Origin of the sequence: Streptococcus mitis (assembly GCF_047464945.1) — a bacterium.
Classification (GTDB): domain Bacteria; phylum Bacillota; class Bacilli; order Lactobacillales; family Streptococcaceae; genus Streptococcus; species Streptococcus mitis_EA.
In genome coordinates, this window is sequence record NZ_JASHAX010000001.1 from 92,709 (window position 1) to 113,581 (window position 20,873).

A 20,873-nucleotide genomic window follows, 5' to 3' on the forward strand; every position below is an offset into this window, starting at 1 on the left:
GTAAGCACTTTAAAAAAGAGTTATTTTGATTCAAAAATGGTATAATGAGAGAGCGACAGAAAGGAATTATATATGGAACAAAAAGAGAAACATTTTAGCCTATCTTGGTTTTTCAAGTGGTTTTTGGATAACAAGGCCATTACGGTATTCTTAGTAACCTTATTATTGGGACTCAATCTGTTTATTTTAAGTAAGATTAGTTTTCTATTTTCACCTGTTTTAGACTTTTTAGCAGTTGTGATGTTGCCGGTCATTCTATCCGGTCTGCTATATTATTTATTGAATCCTATTGTTGATTGGATGGAGAAGCATAAGATTAATCGCGTTATAGCTATCACTATTGTCTTTGTCATCATCGCCCTCTTTATCATTTGGGGCTTGGCAGTAGCCATTCCAAATCTGCAACGTCAGGTTTTAACTTTTGCAAGAAATGTACCAATCTACCTTGAAGATGCTGATCGAGTTATTGATGATTTGGTCACCAAGCGTTTGCCAGATGATTTCAGACCCCAGTTAGAGCAAGTTTTGACAAACTTCTCAAGTCAGGCTACAGTTTGGGCAAGTAAGGTTTCATCTCAGGCAGTCAACTGGGTGAGCGCCTTTATTAGCGGGGCTTCTCAAGTGATTGTTGCCTTGATTATCGTTCCGTTCATGCTCTTTTATCTCTTACGTGATGGGAAAGGCCTGCGTCACTATTTGACCCAATTCATGCCAACGAAATTGAAAGAACCTGTTGGACAAGTTTTATCAGATGTGAATCAGCAGTTGTCAAACTATGTTCGAGGACAAGTAACAGTGGCTATTATTGTTGCGGTAATGTTTATCATCTTCTTCAAGATCATTGGTCTACGCTATGCGGTTACGCTGGGTGTTACTGCTGGTATTTTAAATCTGGTTCCTTATCTTGGTAGCTTCCTAGCCATGCTTCCTGCCTTAGTATTGGGCTTGATTGCAGGGCCAATCATGCTTTTAAAAGTGGTGATTGTCTTTATCGTAGAACAAACTATTGAAGGCCGTTTTGTGTCTCCATTGATTTTGGGAAGTCAATTAAACATCCATCCCATTAATGTTCTCTTTGTCTTGTTAACTTCAGGATCCATGTTTGGTATTTGGGGAGTCTTGCTCGGTATTCCGGTTTATGCCTCTGCTAAAGTTGTCATTTCGGCGATTTTTGAATGGTATAAGGTAGTCAGTGGTCTATATGAACTAGAGGGAGAGGAAGTCAAGAGTGAACAATAGTCAACAGATGTTACATGCCTTGGAGGAACAAGATTTAACCAAGGCTGAGCACTATTTCGTCAAAGCGTTAGAAAGTGATCCAAGTGACCTTCTTTATGAGTTAGCCACTTATCTAGAAGGAATTGGTTTCTATCCTCAGGCTAAGGAAATTTACCTGAAAATTGTAGAGGATTTCCCAGAGGTTAATCTAAATCTAGCAGCAATTGCTAGCGAGGATGGTCAAATCGAAGAAGCCTTTGCTTACCTAGAGGAAATCCAACCCGACAGTGACTGGTATGTTTCGGCTTTGGCTCTGAAGGCAGACCTTTACCAGCTGGAAGGTTTGACAGATGTGGCGCGTGAGAAATTATTGGAGGCTTTGAGTTATTCAGAGGATCCTCTCTTGATATTGGGATTAGCAGAGTTGGATAGTGAGTTGGCAAATTACCAAGAAGCTATTCAAGGCTATGCTCAGTTAGATAATCGCTCGATTTATGAGCAAACAGGTATTTCTACCTATCAACGAATTGGCTTTGCCTATGCCCAGTTAGGAAAATTTGAAACGGCCACAGAATTTTTAGAAAAAGCCCTGGAGTTGGAATACGATGACCTAACAGCTTTTGAGTTGGCCAGTCTTTACTTTGATCAAGAAGAATACCAAAAAGCTGTCCTTTATTTTAAGCAGCTCGATACCATTTCACCTGATTTTGAAGGATATGAGTATGGTTACAGTCAGGCCTTACATAAGGAACATCAAGTTGCAGAAGCCCTGCGCATTGCTAAGCAAGGCTTGGAGAAAAATCCCTTTGAAACTCGCCTCTTGCTAGCTGCTTCACAATTTTCTTATGAATTACATGATGCTAGCGGAGCAGAAAATTATCTCCTTACTGCAAAAGAAGACGCTGAGGATACAGAAGAAATCTTGCTTCGTTTGGCAACTATTTATCTGGAGCAGGAGCGTTATGAGGATATTCTAGATTTGCAGAGCGAGGAGCCAGAAAACCTTTTGACCAAGTGGATGATTGCTCGTTCTTATCAAGAATTGGACGATTTAGATGCTGCCTATGATCATTACCAAGAGTTGGCAGGTGATTTGAAGGACAATCCAGAATTTCTAGAACACTATATCTATCTCTTGCGTGAATTGGGCTACTTTGAGGAAGCAAAAGTAAATGCACAAGCTTACTTAAAACTGGTTCCAGACGATGTTCAAATGCAAGAACTATTTGAGAGATTGTAAAAATCTATACATTACAGAAAACTGCAAGTTATGGCTCTAGAGGATAACTGCAGTTTTTTTGTTTTAAAAAGTACCATTTTTAACTAATACTCAATGAAAATCAAAGAGCAAACTAGGAAACTAGCCGCAGGTTGCTCAAAACACTGTTTTGAGGTTGTAGATAAGACTGACGAAGTCAGCTCAAAACACTGTTTTGAGGTTGTGGATAGAACTGACGAAGTCAGTAACCATACCTACGGCAAGGCGACGTTGACGTGGTTTGAAGAGATTTTCGAAGAGTATAATATATTCTCTTGAAAAAAGTTATAACTAGGACTATAATATAAAATTATGAGTGATAGAGGAGGGAAATAATGCTTGATACGATAGCTTTACCGATTGAAGTCCGACATATTATTCTCATTTTGTTGTCTTGTTTTTCTGGTTTTATCATTGGCTATGAAAGAAAGTCTAAGCACAAGCAGGCTGGGAGAAAGACTCATATCTTGGTTGCCTTAACTGCAACTTTAATGATGATTTTATCAAAAGAAGCTTTCTTGGATACGCCTAATTATGATACTTCTAGGGTTGCGGCCCAAATTGTCAGTGGAATTAGTTTCATTGGTGGTGGTATTATTTTCATGAGGGATAAAAAAATCAGTGGGATTACCACAGCAGCTGGTATTTGGGCAACTGCAGGGATTGGGATGGCAATTGGTGCAGGATTTGCTTTTCTAGGCTTATTTTGCAGTCTGATTGTCGTCTCTGTTCAGAAAAGTAGTTCCAAATTTTTGAAAAGCGATACCCATTATCATATCAGAATGACTGGATTTGTTACCAATAAACCTTCAATTGATACCTTGAATATTCTCATTGAACAGAAGGGATTTTATAATCTAAATATTGATATGGACAGGAATGAAAGTGGCTATAATCTCACAATTAGAGCTGATCACGATAAGTCCATTTCTTACAAAAATATGGCTGAGGTTTTATGGCAATGCGACGAGAATTTTTATATAAATCAGGTTAAGATTGTTTCATTAGAAGGATAGAGTTTTGTTTTCATAGCAAAACTCTTATTGGTGAATGGGGAAAGATACTTCTTATTCCCTATACTATGTGTCAGGAGGAATTGACATAAAAGAATCATATTATCGCAGATAACATAATGAATTGGGAATGTCTTGAAAACAAAGATTAGTTTATAAGTTTTGGAATCGCTTTCTATCACAATCTTTCGGAAAAGTAGTTGCTAAAAGATGTAAAAATTGATAGAATAAGGATTGTCTAAAAAATTTTAAGGAGAATCTATCAAATGGATTTCACATGGGCAATTAAATATGCCACTGAATTTTTGGGAACTGCTATTTTGATCATTCTTGGAAATGGTGCAGTTGCCAACGTTGAACTTAAAGGTACGAAAGGTCACCAAAGTGGCTGGATCGTTATCGCTGTTGGTTATGGTATGGGGGTTATGATCCCAGCCTTGATGTTTGGTAACGTATCTGGTAACCACATTAACCCAGCCTTCACTCTTGGACTTGCAATCAGCGGTCTCTTCCCTTGGGCACAAGTTGCGCCTTATATCATCGCACAAGTTTTGGGTGCTATCTTTGGTCAAGCCTTGGTTGTGGCAACACACCGCCCATACTACTTGAAAACTGAAAATCCAAACAACATTTTGGGTACTTTCTCAACAATTTCAAGTTTGGATAATGGTACAAAAGAATCACATTTTGCAGCAACTGTTAATGGTTTTGTAAATGAGTTTGTTGGATCATTTGTTCTTTTCTTTGCAGCCCTTGGAATGACTAAAAACTTCTTTGGTTCTGAAGTGCTTCAATACATGAAACAAATGGCTAGTCAAGCAGGTCAAAATGTTGATTTTTCTGATTTAGCAATCAAAGCCCAAGTAGCACCACATACTGCTTCAGGACTTTCAGTAGCTCACTTGGCACTTGGATTCCTTGTTATGGCCTTGGTAACATCACTTGGTGGACCTACAGGACCTGCCTTGAACCCTGCTCGTGACTTGGGACCACGTCTCCTTCATGCTTTCCTTCCAAAATCAGTTCTTGGTGAGCACAAAGGCGATTCAAAATGGTGGTATTCTTGGGTACCAGTAGTAGCACCGATCGCAGCAGCAATTGCGGCAGTAGCTATTTTCAAATTCCTTTACCTATAAGAAATTGAGTTCTCTATCTATTGTAATAGATTGAAGAAAAATTAAAAACGCATAATATTGTACTGACCCCAAAAGTTAGACAATTAATTTAAGCAAAGGATTTAGTTCTGTATTGTACAGGGCTAAGTCCTTTTAGTTTTACCTTAATTCGTTTGTTGTTGTAGCAATCAATTGTAGTAATCAATATAGTCTACAATAGCTTGTTCCAAGTGTTCAAGTGACTGAAACGTATTCTCATAACCATAAAACATTTCAGACTTAAGAATGCCAAAGAAAGATTCCATCATACCGTTATCTGGGCTATTTCCCTTACGTGACATAGATGGCTGGATTCCCTTATTCTTTAAAAAATGATGATAGAAATCGTGTTGGTATTGCCCTCCTTGGTCACTATGGAGAATTGTATTTTCGTAATGGTTCTCTGTAAAGGCTTGTTCTAGCATAGCTTTCATTTGTACTAAGTTCGGCGAAGTAGAAAGATTGTAGGAGATAATTTCGCTGTTAAAGCCATCTAAAACTGGTGATAAATAAAGCTTTAGTCTACTTGCTGGAATGGCAAATTTTGTCACATCTGTGTAGCATTTTTGCATTGGTTTGGTTGCTTCAAATTGACGTTGAATAAGATTATCTGCCTTCTTGCCAACATCTCCTTGGTATGAAGAATACTTCCGTTTACGGCGAATTCGAGCCGTTAAACCAAGTACTTTCATCAGACGCTGCGCCTTCTTATGGTTCACTACGAAGCCACGATTTCGTAATTCTAGAGTCATGCGACGATAGCCGTAATTTCCTTTATGCTCAGTATAAATTGACTGAATTTCAGCTTTAATATCATAATCTTTATCGCTTTGATCCAGCTGTTTTAAGTGGTAATAATAGGTTGAACGGGCAAGCTTAATAATCTTTAGAAGAATATCTAAAGAAAACTCTGTTACCAGTCCTTGAACAATTTCCGTTTTTCTTCTTGCTCCTTTTCGTCCCTCAATCGGAGTTCTCTCAACTTTTTTAGAATGGCATTCTCCGCTCTCAAGTACTCATTTTCTGCTTGAAGACATTCTAATTCTGTCATATCTTCAAATCTCTTCTTTGGTTTACGTCCCATTTTAGGTGGTCTCCCTCTTGTTCTCGCAACAATAGTATACCCGTTTTTCTTATATTGTGCCAGCCAATTAGAAAGTAATCCACTACTTGGAAGAGCATAATCCAGAGACGCCCTAATTTGTGAATGCCCCTCAAGAAGAACTTTATCAATGATCTCTTGTTTTAGTTCAGGAGAATAGTAACAATTCTTTCCTTTTTTTGACGATTTCTATTCCATAACGATCAATCGATTTAATCATGTACTGAAGATTAGAAATGTTTATCCCAAATTGATTTGAAAGTGGTCTAAAGCTCTCTCCTTTCTTTCTTAATTCATATATTTGAACTTTATCTTCATAAGTTAATTTCATAATAAAAACACCCCAAAAGTTAGATTTTTATGTCTAACTTTTGGGGGTCAGTACATTCTATTCAGATCTTTTTTGTTATCCTTGACATTACTGATGGCCCGTAAGCCGTAGTTATAGACTCCATAAGTCGCAAAGGGCAAGAAAAATGACAAAATAGTGTCGACTGAGTTGAAGTAACCATAGTCAGTTCGGGCCAAGATACGCGCGACATAGGTTCCAGTTAGGATGGGAAAAATAATATTCAAGACACGAATTCCCATGTAAGATAGAGCATTTAATTTTATACTTTTCATTCAATTTACCTCGTTTTTTGTTATATCATAAAGTTAGCTAATAAGAAATGAAGTGTAGTAAGTCAAGCAATCACTTTGAAGTTTCAAAGTTTGATTTTAAGCTTTCTTTAAGAAAACTATATTATTCTGAAGAACTCTAAAATTTCACAGCCATTTATTGGTAATGACTACAGAATTCCTAGTCATTACTAGAAATGGACTAGTTTCTTTGAATAATAGAACTCCTTAAACCTTCTATTCTAGAACGGGAGGGTCGGTATTTCTTTCATGATAGGACTAGATTGTGGTATAATAGAGAGAATAAGTTTTTTTAGTAAGACAAAGGAGAAAACAGATGATTTATGCAGGAATTCTTGCTGGTGGAACTGGCACACGCATGGGAATCAGTAACTTGCCAAAACAATTTTTAGAGCTAGGTGATCGACCTATTTTGATTCATACAATTGAAAAATTTGTTTTGGAACCAAGTATTGAAAAAATTGTAGTTGGGGTTCATGGAGACTGGGTTTCTCATGCAGAAGATCTTGTAGATAAATATCTTCCTCTTCATAAGGAACGTATCATCATTACAAAGGGTGGTGCTGACCGCAATACAAGTATTGAGAAAATCATTGAAGCCATTGATGCTTATCGTCCGCTTACTCCAGAGGATATCGTTGTTACCCACGATTCTGTTCGTCCATTTATTACACTTCGCATGATTCAGGACAATATCAAACTTGCTCAAAATCATGACGCAGTGGATACAGTGGTAGAAGCGGTTGATACTATCGTTGAAAGTACCAATGGTCAATTCATTACAGATATTCCAAATCGTGCTCATCTTTATCAAGGACAAACACCTCAAACATTCCGTTGCAAGGACTTCATGGACCTTTATGGCTCTCTTTCTGCTGAAGATAAAGAAATCTTGACAGATGCATGTAAAATCTTTGTGATCAAAGGAAAAGATGTGGCCTTGGCCAAGGGTGAATATTCAAATCTTAAAATCACAACCGTAACAGATTTGAAGATTGCAAAAAGTATGATTGAGAAAGACTAGTAAAATGATTAATCAAATTTATCAACTAACTAAGCCTAAGTTTATCAATGTCAAATATCAGGAAGAGGCTATTGACCAAGAGAATCATATCCTTATCCGTCCTAATTATATGGCGGTCTGTCATGCGGATCAGCGTTACTACCAAGGGAAACGTGATCCCAAGGTTTTGAATAAAAAACTTCCAATGGCAATGATTCACGAGTCATGTGGAACCGTTATTTCTGACCCTACGGGAACCTATGAGGTTGGGCAAAAAGTTGTTATGATTCCTAATCAGCCTCCTATGCAGAGTGATGAAGAATTCTATGAGAACTACATGACAGGGACCCATTTCTTGTCTAGTGGATTTGATGGCTTTATGAGAGAGTTTGTTTCTCTCCCTAAAGACCGTGTGGTGGCTTATGATGCTATCGAAGATACGGTTGCAGCCATTACAGAGTTTGTCAGTGTTGGCATGCACGCTATGAATCGTCTATTGACCCTTGCTCATAGCAAGCGTGACCGAATCGCCGTTATTGGAGATGGAAGTTTAGCTTTTGTGGTTGCCAATATTATCAACTATACTTTGCCAGAAGCAGAGATTGTAGTTATTGGTCGTCATTGGGAGAAATTGGAACTCTTCTCTTTTGCCAAAGAATGCTATATTACTGATAATATTCCTGAAGATTTGGCCTTTGACCATGCTTTTGAGTGTTGTGGTGGTGATGGTACTGGACCAGCCATTAATGACTTGATTCGCTATATTCGTCCTCAAGGAACGATTCTCATGATGGGTGTTAGCGAGTATAAAGTCAATCTCAATACACGCGATGCCTTAGAAAAGGGCTTGCTCTTGGTTGGTTCCTCTCGTTCTGGTCGCATTGATTTTGAAAATGCAATCCAAATGATGGAAGTCAAGAAATTTGCCAATCGTCTCAAAAATATTCTTTATCTAGAAGAACCTGTAAGAGAAATTAAAGATATTCACCGTGTCTTTGCAACCGATTTAAACACAGCCTTTAAAACCGTGTTTAAGTGGGAAGTATAAGAACTGGAGGTTAATTGTGGAGAAAATCATTAAAGAAAAAATTTCTTCCCTACTTAGTCAAGAAGAGGAAGTCCTCAGTGTTGAACAACTGGGGGAATGACCAATCAAAACTATTTGGCCAAAACAACAAATAAGCAATACATTGTTAAATTCTTTGGTAAAGGGACAGAAAAGCTGATCAATCGTCAAGATGAAAATTACAATCTTGAACTACTAAAGGATTTAGACTTAGATGTAAAAAATTATCTTTTTGATATTGAAGCTGGTATCAAAGTAAATGAGTATATCGAATCTGCAATCACGCTTGATTCAACGTCAATCAAGACCAAATTTGATAAAATTGCTCCAATTTTACAAACCATTCATGCTTCTGGCAAGGAATTAAGAGGAGAATTTGCTCCTTTTGAAGAAATTTAAAAATACGAATCTTTGATTGAGAAAAAAATCCCTTATGCCAACTATGAAGCAGTTAGAGAAGAAGTCTTCTCCTTAGAGAAAAGACTGGCTGACTTAGGTGTTGACAGAAAATCTTGTCATATTGATTTGATGCCTGAAAACTTTATCGAGTCACCACAAGGACGACTTTATCTGATTGACTGGGAATATTCATTAATGAACGATCCAATGTGGGATTTGGCTGCTCTCTTTTTAGAGTCTGAATTCACTCGTCAAGAGGAAGAAGCCTTCTTATCTCACTATGAGAGTGAGCAAACACCTGTCTCTCGTGAAAAGATTGCCATTTATAAAATTTTACAAGATGCTATTTGGAGTCTATGGACAGTCTACAAAGAAGAGCAAGGTGCAGATTTTGGTGACTATGGTGTGAGTCGTTACCAAAGAGCTGTTAAAGGTTTGTCATATTATGGAGGTTTAGATGAAAAATAAAAATGGAGTTTCTTTTGGTCTACTCTCAGGTATTTTCTGGGGGTTAGGTCTAACGATTAGTGCTTATATCTTTTCGATTTTTACAGATTTGTCGCCCTTTGTGGTGGCCGCTGCTCACGATTTCTTGAGTATCTTTATCCTACTAGCTTTTCTTTTAGTAAAAGAAGGAAAAGTTCGTCTCTCAATTTTCTTAAATATTCGCAATGTTAGTGTGATCGTTGGAGCCTTGCTAGCTGGTCCTATCGGTATGCAGGCCAATCTTTATGCGGTTAAGTATATCGGGAGTTCCTTAGCTTCATCTGTATCGGCTATCTACCCTGCAGTTTCAGTTTTATTGGCTTTCTTCTTTTTAAAGCACAAGATTTCAAAAAATACTGTGTTTGGGATTGTCTTGATTATTGGAGGGATAATTGCTCAGAAATTAGAAGAAATTCTTAAAAACGAAAATTAAAGATTCCAACATCTGGCTAAAATAGTCGGATGTTTTTTTGATTTTTTACGAATAAATAGATGAGTAGATAAAGAAATGGAGTTATTTATGAAAATCACAAACTATGAAATCTATAAGTTAAAAAAATCAGGTTTGACCAATCAACAGGTTTTGAAGGTCCTAGAATATGGTGAAAATGTTGATCAGGAGCTTTTGTTGGGTGATATTGCAGATATATCAGGTTGCAGAAATCCAGCTGTTTTTATGGAACGTTATTTTCAGATAGACGATAAGCATTTGGAGAAGGAGTTTAAAAAATTTCCATCTTTCTCTATTTTAGATGACTGTTATCCTTGGGATTTGAGTGAAATATATGATGCGCCTGTACTTTTATTTTACAAGGGAAATCTTGACCTCTTAAAATTCTCGAAGGTAGCAGTCGTGGGCAGTCGTGCTTGTAGCAAACAGGGAGCTAAGTCAGTTGAAAAAGTCATTCAAGGCTTGGAAAATGAACTGGTTATCGTCAGTGGCTTAGCCAAGGGCATTGACACAGCAGCTCATATGACAGCACTTCAGAATGGCGGTAAAACCATTGCAGTGATTGGAACAGGTCTGGATGTGTTTTATCCTAAAGCCAATAAACGCTTGCAAGACTACATCGGCAATGACCATCTGGTTCTCAGTGAATATGGACCTGGCGAACAACCTCTGAAATTTCATTTTCCTGCCCGTAATCGCATCATTGCTGGACTTTGCCGTGGCGTGATTGTAGCAGAGGCTAAGATGCGCTCGGGGAGTCTCATTACCTGTGAGCGAGCAATGGAAGAAGGGCGCGATGTTTTTGCTATTCCTGGTAGCATTTTAGATGGACTATCAGACGGTTGCCATCATTTGATTCAAGAAGGGGCAAAATTGGTCACCAGCGGGCAGGATGTTCTTGCAGAATTTGAATTTTAAGACGAAATTTCTCCTTCTAGACCAACTTTTCTTCTATATATAGGAGCTAAGTCTTGACAGTTATGGCAAAATGGTTTACACTTTATAAAGTTTATTACTTTGAAAAGGTGTGATACTGTGGCTACGGCAACAAAAAAGAAAAAATCAACAGTTAAAAAAAATCTAGTAATCGTGGAGTCGCCTGCTAAGGCCAAGACGATCGAAAAATATCTAGGCAGAAACTACAAGGTTTTAGCCAGTGTCGGGCATATCCGTGATTTGAAGAAATCCAGTATGTCAGTCGATATTGAAAATAATTATGAACCGCAATATATCAATATCCGAGGAAAAGGTCCTCTTATCAATGACTTGAAAAAAGAAGCTAAAAAAGCTAATAAAGTCTTTCTGGCAAGTGACCCGGACCGTGAAGGAGAAGCGATTTCTTGGCATTTGGCCCACATTCTCAACTTGGATGAAAATGATGCCAACCGTGTGGTCTTCAATGAAATCACCAAGGATGCGGTCAAAAATGCTTTTAAAGAACCTCGCAAGATTGATATGGACTTAGTCGATGCCCAACAGGCTCGTCGTGTCCTAGACCGCTTGGTAGGCTATTCGATTTCGCCTATTTTGTGGAAGAAAGTTAAGAAGGGCTTGTCAGCAGGTCGCGTTCAGTCTATTGCGCTTAAGTTAATCATTGATCGTGAGAATGAAATCAACGCCTTCCAGCCAGAAGAATACTGGACAATTGATGCTGTCTTTAAAAAGGGAACCAAGCAATTTCAGGCTTCCTTCTATGGAGTGGATGGTAAAAAGCTGAAACTGACTAGTAATGATGAGGTCAAAGAAGTCTTGTCTCGTCTGACTGGTAAAGATTTTTCAGTGGATCAGGTAGATAAGAAAGAGCGCAAACGCAATGCTCCTTTACCTTATACTACTTCATCTATGCAGATGGATGCTGCCAATAAAATCAATTTCCGTACTCGAAAAACCATGATGGTTGCCCAACAGCTCTATGAAGGAATTAATATCGGTTCTGGTGTTCAAGGTTTGATTACCTATATGCGTACCGATTCGACTCGTATCAGTCCAGTAGCGCAGAACGAAGCAGCAAGTTTCATTACGGACCGTTTTGGTAGCAAGTATTCTAAGCATGGTAGCAAGGTCAAAAATGCTTCAGGAGCTCAGGATGCCCACGAGGCTATTCGCCCGTCTAGCGTCTTTAATACACCTGAAAGTATTGCTAAGTATCTGGACAAGGATCAGCTCAAGCTTTATACTCTTATCTGGAATCGTTTTGTGGCGAGCCAGATGACAGCTGCTGTCTTTGATACTATGGCTGTTAAATTGTCTCAAAATGGAGTTCAATTTGCTGCCAATGGTAGTCAGGTTAAGTTTGATGGTTATCTTGCCATTTATAATGATTCTGATAAGAATAAGATGTTACCAGATATGGCTGTTGGAGATGTGGTCAAACAGGTCAATAGCAAACCAGAGCAACATTTCACTCAACCGCCTGCTCGTTATTCTGAAGCGACACTGATCAAGACCTTGGAGGAAAATGGTGTTGGACGTCCATCCACCTATGCGCCAACCATTGAAACTATTCAGAAACGTTATTATGTTCGCCTTGCAGCCAAACGTTTTGAACCAACAGAGTTGGGAGAAATTGTTAACAAGCTCATCGTTGAATATTTCCCAGATATCGTAAACGTGACCTTCACAGCTGAAATGGAAGGCAAGCTGGATGATGTCGAAGTCGGAAAAGAGCAGTGGCAACGTGTTATAGACGCCTTTTACAAACCATTTTCTAAAGAAGTCGCCAAGGCTGAAGAAGAAATGGAAAAAATCCAAATCAAGGATGAACCAGCTGGATTTGACTGTGAAGTGTGTGGCAGCCCAATGGTCATTAAACTTGGTCGTTTTGGTAAGTTCTACGCTTGTAGTAATTTCCCAGATTGCCGTCATACCCAAGCAATCGTGAAAGAGATTGGTGTAGAGTGTCCAAGTTGTCATCAGGGACAAATCATTGAACGCAAAACCAAACGTAATCGCTTCTTCTATGGTTGCAATCGCTATCCAGAATGTGAATTTACCTCTTGGGACAAGCCTGTTGGTCGTGACTGTCCAAAATGTGGCAACTTCCTCATGGAGAAAAAAGTCCGTGGTGGTGGCAAGCAGGTTGTTTGTAGCAAGGGTGACTACGAAGAAGAAAAGATTAAATAAGAGGAGAGTCCTGAAAGTGAATTTCAGGCTCTTTTTGGTTGGAACTTGACAAAATTCATCATTTTATGCGAAACTAGAAGAAGATTATTTTAACTAGGAGTAGTTATGCGTATTATTTATCTAATTATTGGTTTTTTATCACTGGCCTTGGCTATTGTTGGGGTAGTTTTACCCTTGTTACCCACAACGCCTTTTCTTTTGTTGTCTATTGCTTGTTTTTCTAGAAGTTCCAAGCGCTTCGAAGATTGGCTTTATCATACCAAGCTCTATCAAGCATATGTAGCTGATTTTCGCGAGACTAGGTCTATTGCGCGTGAACGCAAAAAAAAAATCATTGTATCTATCTACATCTTGATGGGAATTTCCATTTATTTTGCCCCTCTCTTACCAGTCAAAATCGGTCTGGGAGCCTTGACCATCTTTATCACTTATTATCTCTTCAAGGTCATTCCAGACAGAGAATAGTTAAAATAGTAGTTATTTGCCTTGATAAAATTGAAAGTATATTCAGAACAATATGATATAATAAATTTAAAGTAATCTTCAAGGAGAATCAAATGATTTACGAATTTTGTGCTGAGAATGTGACCTTGCTTGAAAAAGCGATGCAGGCTGGAGCTCGTCGAATCGAACTTTGTGACAATCTAGCAGTTGGTGGGACAACCCCCAGCTATGGAGTAGCTAAGGCAGCAGTTGAACTGGCAGCTAACTATGATACGACCATTATGACCATGATTCGGCCACGTGGTGGCGACTTTGTCTATAATGATATGGAAATTGCTATTATGCTAGAAGACATTCGGTTGACTGCTCAGGCTGGAAGTCAAGGAGTTGTATTTGGGGTTTTAACTGCTGATAAGAAGTTGGATATGCCTAATCTGGAGAAGCTAATTGCGGCATCAAAAGGAATGGAAATTGTCTTTCATATGGCCTTTGATGAATTGAGTGATGAAGACCAGTTGGAAGCTATTGACTGGCTTAGCCAAGCTGGAGTCACTCGTATCCTGACTCGTGCGGGTGTGTCTGGCGATTCACTAGAAAAGCGTTTTGCTCACTACCACAGAATTTTGGAACATGCTAAAGGTAAAATTGAAATTTTACCAGGTGGGGGGATTGACTTGGACAACCGTCAAACCTTTATCGACCAGCTAGGTGTGACACAATTGCACGGAACCAAGGTTGTCTTTTAAAAAATAGAAAGGAACTGCTAGCTTTGGGTAGCAGTTTTCACTTATGTTTGAAATTTTTAAATCCTATCAGTTTAATCAAGAAAAGGCTTATGCTTATGGTTTTGTAGAAAGTAGTGGAGTCTGGATCTATAGTTGCCAGATTTTGCAGGGTGACTTTGTCATGACTGTGTCCATCACTGCTGATAATGTGAGTTTTCAGGTCTTTGATCAGGAAATGGGTGACCTCTATCCTCAAGTTCATATGGAAAGTATGACAGGAAGTTTTGTTGCAAGTGTCCGTGAGGCTTGTCTGGAGATTCTCTACCAGATTCGGAAGGCTTGTTTTGATGTGCAGGATTTTATCTGTCCTCAGACTAAGCGTATCATGGCTCAGATTCAGGAAAAGTACGGAAATCAGTTGGAGTATCTGTGGGAGAAATCGCCTGATACGGCAGTGTTAAGACATGAAAGTAATAAAAAGTGGTATGCCGTCTTGATGAGAATCTCTTGGGATAAGCTGGAAAAGGGTAGAGAAGGATTAGTGGAAGCAGTCAACCTCAAGCATGACCAAGTAGCTGACTTACTTTTAAAAAAGGGAATTTATCCAGCTTTTCATATGAACAAACGCTACTGGATTAGTGTGGCTTTTGATGATACTTTATCAGATGAAATAGTACTGGAATTGATAGAAAAAAGTTGGAATTTAACTTCTAAAAAATGAAACATTTCAAGGATTTTCAATTAGCTAAATATTCTATACTGAAGAAATTTTCAGAAAATATTGGATTTTTTCTTGACAAGTAGTTTTGTCTATGCTAAAATACTAAACAAGATATCAAACGAAGGAGAAAGTCAAACATGAAAACAGCTAAGTTTAATCAATTCGCTTTGTTGTTGAGGTACTCGGGCTAGTGCAAAAAGCATTAGTCCTGTTTGGCTTACCAAGCGGGAGTGAATCAACATCTCGCTTGGACTTCTAAGCGAGATGTTTTTTTAAAAACCACATTTGGAAAAGGGGAAATCTTATGAGAACAGTTGAATTTCTAGATACCAGCCTTCGGGATGGAGAACAGACACCTGGTGTTAATTTTTCAATCAAGGAAAAAATTGCCATTGCAAGACAGCTGGAGAAATGGGGCATTTCAGCCATAGAAGCTGGTTTTCCAGCGGCGAGTCCTGATTCATTCACAGCAGTGCAGGAGATTGCTAAGGTCTTGAAGAAAACAGCGGTGACTGGTTTGGCACGTTCGGTCAAGTCTGATATTGATGCTTGTTACGAGGCCCTCAAGGATGCCAAGTATCCACAGGTTCACGTCTTTATCGCTACCAGTCCGATTCATCGTAAGTATAAGCTCAATAAGAGCAAGGAAGAGATTTTGGAAGCTATTAAGGAGCATGTTTCTTATGCCCGTTCTAAGTTTGAAGTGGTCGAATTCTCTCCTGAAGATGCGACCAGAACAGAGTTGGATTTCCTCTTGCAAGTTGTTCAAACAGCGGTTGATGCAGGGGCGTCTTATATCAATATTCCTGATACGGTAGGATTTACCACACCAGAGGAATATGGAGCCATCTTCAAATACCTGATTGAGAATGTCAAGACGGATCGCCAGATCATCTATTCACCTCACTGTCATGATGATCTTGGAATGGCAGTAGCTAATAGCCTTGCTGCCGTCAAGAATGGGGCAGGACGTGTTGAAGGAACTATCAACGGTATTGGTGAGAGAGCTGGAAATGCTGCTTTGGAAGAAATAGCAGTTGCTCTCAATATTCGCCAAGATTACTATCAAGCAGAAACCAGTATTGTCCTAAATGAGACCATCAATACGTCAGAAATGGTTTCTCGCTTCTCAGGTATTCCAGTTCCTAAAAACAAGGCTGTGGTCGGTGGCAATGCCTTCTCTCACGAATCTGGTATTCACCAAGATGGAGTCCTTAAAAATCCTCTCACTTATGAGATTATCACCCCTGAATTGGTCGGTGTCAAGAGTAACAGCCTCCCACTTGGAAAATTGTCTGGTCGCCATGCCTTTGTCGAGAAACTAAGAGAACTGGCCTTAGACTTTACAGAAGAGGACATCAAACCACTCTTTGCTAAGTTCAAGGCATTGGCCGATAAGAAACAAGAAATCACAGATGCAGATATTCGAGCGCTGGTCGCTGGAACTATGGTTGAAAACCCAGAAGGCTTCCACTTTGATGATTTACAACTGCAAACCCATGCAGATAATGACATCGAAGCGCTTGTTAGCCTGGCTAATATGGATGGTGAGAAGGTCGAATTTAATGCGACAGGGCAAGGTTCCGTTGAAGCAATCTTTAACGCTATCGATAAGTTCTTTAACCAATCCGTCCGCTTGGTGTCTTACACTATTGACGCGGTGACAGATGGAATTGATGCCCAAGCTCGGGTTTTGGTCACTGTTGAAAACAGAGATACAGAAACCATCTTTAACGCAGCAGGTCTGGATTTCGATGTGTTGAAGGCTTCGGCTATTGCCTACATCAATGCCAATACCTTTGTTCAAAAAGAGAATGCTGGTGAGATGGGACGTAGCGTTTCCTATCGCGACATGCCTAGTGTGTAAAGGAGAAGGCTATGACAAAGAAAATAGTAGCTCTAGCAGGGGATGGAATCGGCCCAGAAATCATGGAGGCTGGTTTAGAGGTTCTGGAAGCTCTAGCTGAAAAAACAGGTTTTGACTATGAGATTGATAGACGACCTTTTGGAGGTGCAGGTATCGATGCTGCAGGGCATCCCTTACCTGATGAAACCCTCAAGGCAAGTAGAGAAGCAGATGCCATTCTCCTAGCGGCTATCGGTAGTCCCCAGTATGATAGTGCAACGGTTCGGCCTGAACAAGGCTTGCTAGCTCTCCGTAAGGAACTCAATCTTTACGCCAATATTCGCCCAGTCAAAATCTTTGATAGTCTCAAGCATTTGTCACCTCTCAAACCAGAACGAATTGCTGGTGTAGATTTTGTAGTTGTGCGTGAGTTGACTGGTGGGATTTACTTTGGGGACCATATCCTTGAAGAGCGCAAAGCGCGTGATATCAACGACTATAGCTATGAGGAAGTAGAACGGATTATTCGTAAGGCCTTTGAAATTGCAAGAAATCGTAGAAAAATCGTTACCAGTATCGATAAGCAAAATGTTCTAGCGACCTCAAAACTCTGGCGGAAAGTAGCTGAGGAAGTCTCACAAGATTTCCCAGATGTGACCTTGGAACACCAGCTGGTGGACTCAGCTGCCATGCTCATGATTACCAATCCTGCCAAGTTCGATGTCATAGTGACGGAGAATCTTTTCGGAGATATCTTATCTGATGAATCAAGCGTTTTATCAGGCACCCTTGGAGTTATGCCATCAGCCAGTCATTCTGAAAAGGGTTCAAGTCTCTATGAGCCCATTCACGGTTCAGCTCCTGATATTGCAGGTCAAGGAATTGCCAATCCTATATCCATGATTTTATCAGTGGCCATGATGTTGAGAGATAGCTTTGGTCGTTATGAGGATGCAGAGCGTATAGAGCGTGCTGTTGAGGCAAGTTTGGCAGCTGGTGTTTTAACAAGAGATATAGGTGGACAGGCTTCGACCAAGGAAATGACGGAAGCTATTATTGCAAGGTTATGAAGTTAGATGAAAAAATTACTCTTGCCCTCTTGATTTGGAATGTCATGGTTTTCTTGATTTATGGCATTGACAAATCTAAGGCAAAGAGAAGAGCTTGGCGCATCCCTGAGAAAATCTTACTCATTTTAGCCTTTACTTGTGGTGGTTTTGGAGCTTGGTTAGCAGGAATCATCTTTCACCACAAGACTAGAAAATGGTACTTTAAGACGGTTTGGTTTTTCGGGATGGTGACCACACTAGTAGCCTTATATTTTATTTGGAGGTAATGGATGGCAGGAAAATCTATTTTTGATAAATTATGGGACCGTCATGTCATCACAGGAGAAGAGGGGCAGCCCCAACTCATGTATGTGGACCAGCACTATATCCACGAAGTGACCAGTCCACAGGCTTTTCAAGGATTACGAGACGCAGGTCGTAGATTGAGACGACCAGAATTGACATTTGGAACCTTTGACCACAATGTCCCAACGGTCAATATTTATGATATTCGAGATGTGATTTCTAAGGCTCAAATTGATAAGCTTGCTGAAAATGTTGAGGAGTTTGGGATTGAACATGCTGCTCACGGTTCTGAAAAGCAGGGGATCGTTCACATGGTTGGTCCAGAAACAGGACGGACGCAACCAGGAAAATTCATCGTCTGTGGAGACAGTCATACAGCAACTCACGGGGCTTTCGGAGCAATCGCTTTTGGAATTGGGACCAGTGAAGTCGAGCATGTCTTCGCTACCCAGACACTCTGGCAGGTCAAACCCAAGAAAATGCTGGTGGAATTTACAGGGGTTCCTCAAAAAGGAGTTTATTCAAAGGATTACATTTTAGCCTTGATTGCCAAGTACGGAGTTGCCTGTGGTGTTGGCTATGTGGTGGAATATCGGGGACAAGCGATTGATGCACTGAGCATGGAAGAGCGAATGACCATCTGCAATATGTCCATCGAGTTTGGTTCTAAGATGGGAATCATGAATCCGGACCAAACCACCTATGATTATCTCAAGGGACGAGAATGTGTTCCAGAGGACTTTGAAGAGGCTGTGGCTGATTGGAAGACCCTTGTCAGTGATGAGGATGCCGTTTATGATAAGGTTATCCAGATGGATGTCTCAGGATTGGCTCCCATGGTGACCTGGGGAACCAATCCTGCTATGGGTGTTGACTTTGACAGTAGCTTCCCAGAAATTAAGGATATAAATGATGAGCGAGCTTACAATTACATGGACTTGGCACCAGGTCAAAAGCCAGCGGATATTGAACTAGGCTATATCTTTATCGGCTCTTGTACCAATGCTCGTCTCAGCGATTTGCAACTGGCTGCGAGATTTGTTAAAGGGAAGAAAATAGCACCCAACTTAACGGCTATCGTGGTTCCGGGCTCTCGTCCTGTCAAACGAGCTGCTGAGAAGTTGGGCTTGGACAAGGTTTTCCTAGATGCTGGCTTTGAGTGGAGAGACCCAGGTTGCTCTATGTGCCTAGGGATGAATCCTGACAAGGTTCCAGATGGTGTCCACTGTGCCTCAACAAGCAATCGTAACTTTGAAGACAGACAAGGCTTTGGTGCTAAGACCCATCTCTGTAGTCCAGCCATGGCAGCAGCAGCAGCTATCGCAGGGCGTTTCGTAGATGTTCGGCAAATGCCAGAAGCCCAGTAAGGAGAGGATATGGAGAAATTTACAGTTTATACGGGAACGACCGTTCCTCTCATGAATGATAACATCGACACCGACCAAATCCTACCCAAGCAGTTTCTCAAGTTAATTGATAAAAAAGGCTTTGGTAAGTACCTCATGTATGCTTGGCGTTATCTGGACGATCTCTATACTGAGGATCCTGACTTTGTCTTTAACCGGCCTGAATATCGCAAAGCCAGTATTCTCATTTCAGGGGATAACTTTGGGGCAGGTTCTTCGAGGGAACACGCAGCTTGGGCCTTAGCAGACTATGGTTTTAAGGTTGTGATTGCAGGGTCTTTTGGGGATATTCATTACAATAATGAACTCAATAATGGCATGTTGCCTATTGTACAGCCCAGAGAGGTTCGAGAGAAACTGGCCCAGCTACAACCGACTGATCAGGTAACTGTGGACTTGGAACAACAAAAAATCATCTCACCAATTGGAGAATTCACTTTTGAAATCGATAGTGAATGGAAACACAAACTCTTAAATGGTTTGGATGATATCGGTATTACCTTGCAGTATGAAAATTTGATTGCTGCTTATGAAAAACAACGACCAGCCTACTGGCAGGATTAGAAAAAATAGAAAAGGAAATAGAACTATGACAAAACACATTCAATGGAACGGAACACTTTCACAAGAAGGCTATGACATTTTAAAAGGTGAAGGCGGATGTATCGTTTGCCCTACTAAAGTTGGTTACATTATCATGACTAGCGACAAGGCAGGACTTGAGCGTAAGTTCGCAGCCAAAGAACGTAATCGTAACAAACCAGGTGTTGTTCTCTGCGGTAGCATGGATGAGCTTCGCGCTTTAGCACAACTCAACCCAGAAATTGAAGCTTTTTACCAAAAACATTGGGACGAAGATATTCTCCTTGGTTGTATCCTTCCTTGGAAACCAGAAGCCTTTGAAAAACTCAAAGCATACGGAGATGGCCGTGAAGAACTTATGACTGACGAGCGTGGTACTAGCTGCTTTGTTATCAAATTCGGAAAAGCTGGTGAACAATTGGCAGCCAAACTTTGGGAAGAAGGTAAAATGGTATATGCCTCGTCTGCAAACCCATCTGGAAAAGGAAATCGCGGTAAGGTAGAAGGTATCGGAGAACGCATCGAAGGAGCAGTGGACCTTGTCATCGAGGCAGACGACTACGTGGCATCCATCCAACCTGACAAAACGATTGAAACACGCTACGAACAAGGTGTGATGGTGTCTATGGTTGATAAAGATGGTAAACTGATTCCAGAACAAGGAGGAGCACGTTCAACTTCACCAGCACCAGTTGTAATCCGTAAAGGACTGGATATTGATAAAATCATGATGCACCTGTCAGATACCTTTAACTCATGGGACTACCGTCAGGGTGAGTATTATTAGGATAGAGAAGGAGTGGGGAGAAAATAATCTCTCCTCTTTCTTTTCTTATTTATACAACAAAATCCGAACGATTTGATTTAATTTATAAAATT

At 40.1% G+C, this 20,873-nt stretch carries 18 protein-coding genes and 4 pseudogenes; 20 read left to right on the plus strand and 2 right to left on the minus strand.

All coding sequences use genetic code 11. From position 1 onward, the window contains the following. The first annotated feature begins 72 nt into the window (after window positions 1–72). From QM424_RS00505 to gla, 5 genes are all read left to right on the plus strand, one after another. Window positions 73–1,239, plus strand: a complete 1,167-nt coding sequence (locus QM424_RS00505; RefSeq protein WP_414392602.1) for an AI-2E family transporter — start codon at window positions 73–75, stop codon at window positions 1,237–1,239. Further along, on the plus strand, window positions 1,229–2,458 hold the full coding sequence (locus QM424_RS00510; protein WP_414392603.1) for a tetratricopeptide repeat protein: 1,230 nt from the start codon (window positions 1,229–1,231) through the stop codon (window positions 2,456–2,458). Before QM424_RS00505 ends, QM424_RS00510 begins: the two co-directional genes overlap by 11 nt. A 93-nt stretch (window positions 2,459–2,551) precedes the next feature. After that, window positions 2,552–2,755 (plus strand): hypothetical protein, encoded by a 204-nt coding sequence (locus tag QM424_RS00515; protein WP_414392604.1) that lies wholly within the window; start codon window positions 2,552–2,554, stop codon window positions 2,753–2,755. 56 nt (window positions 2,756–2,811) lie between these two features. Then, window positions 2,812–3,492 carry an MgtC/SapB family protein gene (locus tag QM424_RS00520; RefSeq protein WP_214614714.1) on the plus strand — a complete coding sequence of 227 codons (681 nt, stop codon included), beginning with the start codon at window positions 2,812–2,814 and terminating at the stop codon, window positions 3,490–3,492. A gap of 263 nt (window positions 3,493–3,755) precedes the next feature. Beyond that, complete coding sequence (gene gla / locus QM424_RS00525) at window positions 3,756–4,625, plus strand: aquaglyceroporin Gla (protein WP_049491488.1); 870 nt, start codon at window positions 3,756–3,758, stop codon at window positions 4,623–4,625. 88 nt (window positions 4,626–4,713) lie between these two features. Here the strand turns inward: gla and QM424_RS00530 are convergent. Both QM424_RS00530 and QM424_RS00535 read right to left on the minus strand, forming a co-directional pair. After that, window positions 4,714–6,076: pseudogene (locus tag QM424_RS00530) on the minus strand (IS3 family transposase). Window positions 6,077–6,126: 50 nt separating this feature from the next. Continuing rightward, a pseudogene (locus tag QM424_RS00535) lies at window positions 6,127–6,369 on the minus strand (lipopolysaccharide biosynthesis protein); the annotation flags it as partial. Between the two features lie 334 nt (window positions 6,370–6,703). Here QM424_RS00535 and QM424_RS00540 point away from each other — a divergent pair. The 15 genes and pseudogenes from QM424_RS00540 (at window position 6,704) to QM424_RS00610 (ending at window position 20,781) form a co-directional block, all read left to right on the plus strand. Beyond that, entirely contained in the window at window positions 6,704–7,411 is a 708-nt protein-coding gene (locus QM424_RS00540; protein ID WP_101784756.1) for an IspD/TarI family cytidylyltransferase, read from the plus strand. A gap of 4 nt (window positions 7,412–7,415) precedes the next feature. Then, complete coding sequence (locus tag QM424_RS00545) at window positions 7,416–8,438, plus strand: ribitol-5-phosphate dehydrogenase (protein WP_000609896.1); 1,023 nt, start codon at window positions 7,416–7,418, stop codon at window positions 8,436–8,438. A gap of 16 nt (window positions 8,439–8,454) precedes the next feature. Next, window positions 8,455–9,323: pseudogene (locus QM424_RS00550) on the plus strand (phosphotransferase). Next, window positions 9,313–9,756 (plus strand): annotated as a pseudogene (locus tag QM424_RS00555) (EamA family transporter); the annotation flags it as partial. The pseudogenes QM424_RS00550 and QM424_RS00555, both read left to right, overlap by 11 nt. Before the next feature lie 105 nt (window positions 9,757–9,861). After that, window positions 9,862–10,710, plus strand: a complete 849-nt coding sequence (dprA, locus tag QM424_RS00560; protein WP_414392605.1) for a DNA-processing protein DprA — start codon at window positions 9,862–9,864, stop codon at window positions 10,708–10,710. A 117-nt stretch (window positions 10,711–10,827) separates the two neighbouring features. After that, the gene (gene topA, locus QM424_RS00565; RefSeq protein ID WP_414392606.1) at window positions 10,828–12,915 is read left to right on the plus strand and encodes a type I DNA topoisomerase; all 2,088 of its coding nucleotides are present in this window, start codon (window positions 10,828–10,830) and stop codon (window positions 12,913–12,915) included. Between the two features lie 105 nt (window positions 12,916–13,020). Beyond that, window positions 13,021–13,380, plus strand: coding sequence for a YbaN family protein (locus tag QM424_RS00570; RefSeq protein WP_414392607.1), 360 nt, complete (start codon window positions 13,021–13,023; stop codon window positions 13,378–13,380). Window positions 13,381–13,472: 92 nt separating this feature from the next. Continuing rightward, entirely contained in the window at window positions 13,473–14,105 is a 633-nt protein-coding gene (locus QM424_RS00575; RefSeq protein ID WP_101781797.1) for a copper homeostasis protein CutC, read from the plus strand. A 43-nt stretch (window positions 14,106–14,148) separates the two neighbouring features. Continuing rightward, on the plus strand, window positions 14,149–14,805 hold the full coding sequence (locus QM424_RS00580; RefSeq protein WP_414392608.1) for an MmcQ/YjbR family DNA-binding protein: 657 nt from the start codon (window positions 14,149–14,151) through the stop codon (window positions 14,803–14,805). A gap of 304 nt (window positions 14,806–15,109) precedes the next feature. Beyond that, on the plus strand, window positions 15,110–16,672 hold the full coding sequence (locus QM424_RS00585) for a 2-isopropylmalate synthase (RefSeq protein WP_033677351.1): 1,563 nt from the start codon (window positions 15,110–15,112) through the stop codon (window positions 16,670–16,672). Window positions 16,673–16,683: 11 nt separating this feature from the next. Beyond that, the gene (leuB, locus tag QM424_RS00590; RefSeq protein WP_414392609.1) at window positions 16,684–17,721 is read left to right on the plus strand and encodes a 3-isopropylmalate dehydrogenase; all 1,038 of its coding nucleotides are present in this window, start codon (window positions 16,684–16,686) and stop codon (window positions 17,719–17,721) included. Then, the gene (locus tag QM424_RS00595) at window positions 17,718–17,987 is read left to right on the plus strand and encodes a DUF1294 domain-containing protein (protein ID WP_414392610.1); all 270 of its coding nucleotides are present in this window, start codon (window positions 17,718–17,720) and stop codon (window positions 17,985–17,987) included. Before leuB ends, QM424_RS00595 begins: the two co-directional genes overlap by 4 nt. Before the next feature lie 3 nt (window positions 17,988–17,990). Beyond that, entirely contained in the window at window positions 17,991–19,373 is a 1,383-nt protein-coding gene (leuC, locus tag QM424_RS00600) for a 3-isopropylmalate dehydratase large subunit (RefSeq protein WP_414392611.1), read from the plus strand. A gap of 9 nt (window positions 19,374–19,382) precedes the next feature. Next, window positions 19,383–19,976, plus strand: a complete 594-nt coding sequence (gene leuD / locus QM424_RS00605; protein ID WP_414392612.1) for a 3-isopropylmalate dehydratase small subunit — start codon at window positions 19,383–19,385, stop codon at window positions 19,974–19,976. 25 nt (window positions 19,977–20,001) lie between these two features. Then, window positions 20,002–20,781 carry an L-threonylcarbamoyladenylate synthase gene (locus tag QM424_RS00610; RefSeq protein WP_414392613.1) on the plus strand — a complete coding sequence of 260 codons (780 nt, stop codon included), beginning with the start codon at window positions 20,002–20,004 and terminating at the stop codon, window positions 20,779–20,781. Window positions 20,782–20,873 lie beyond the last annotated feature (92 nt).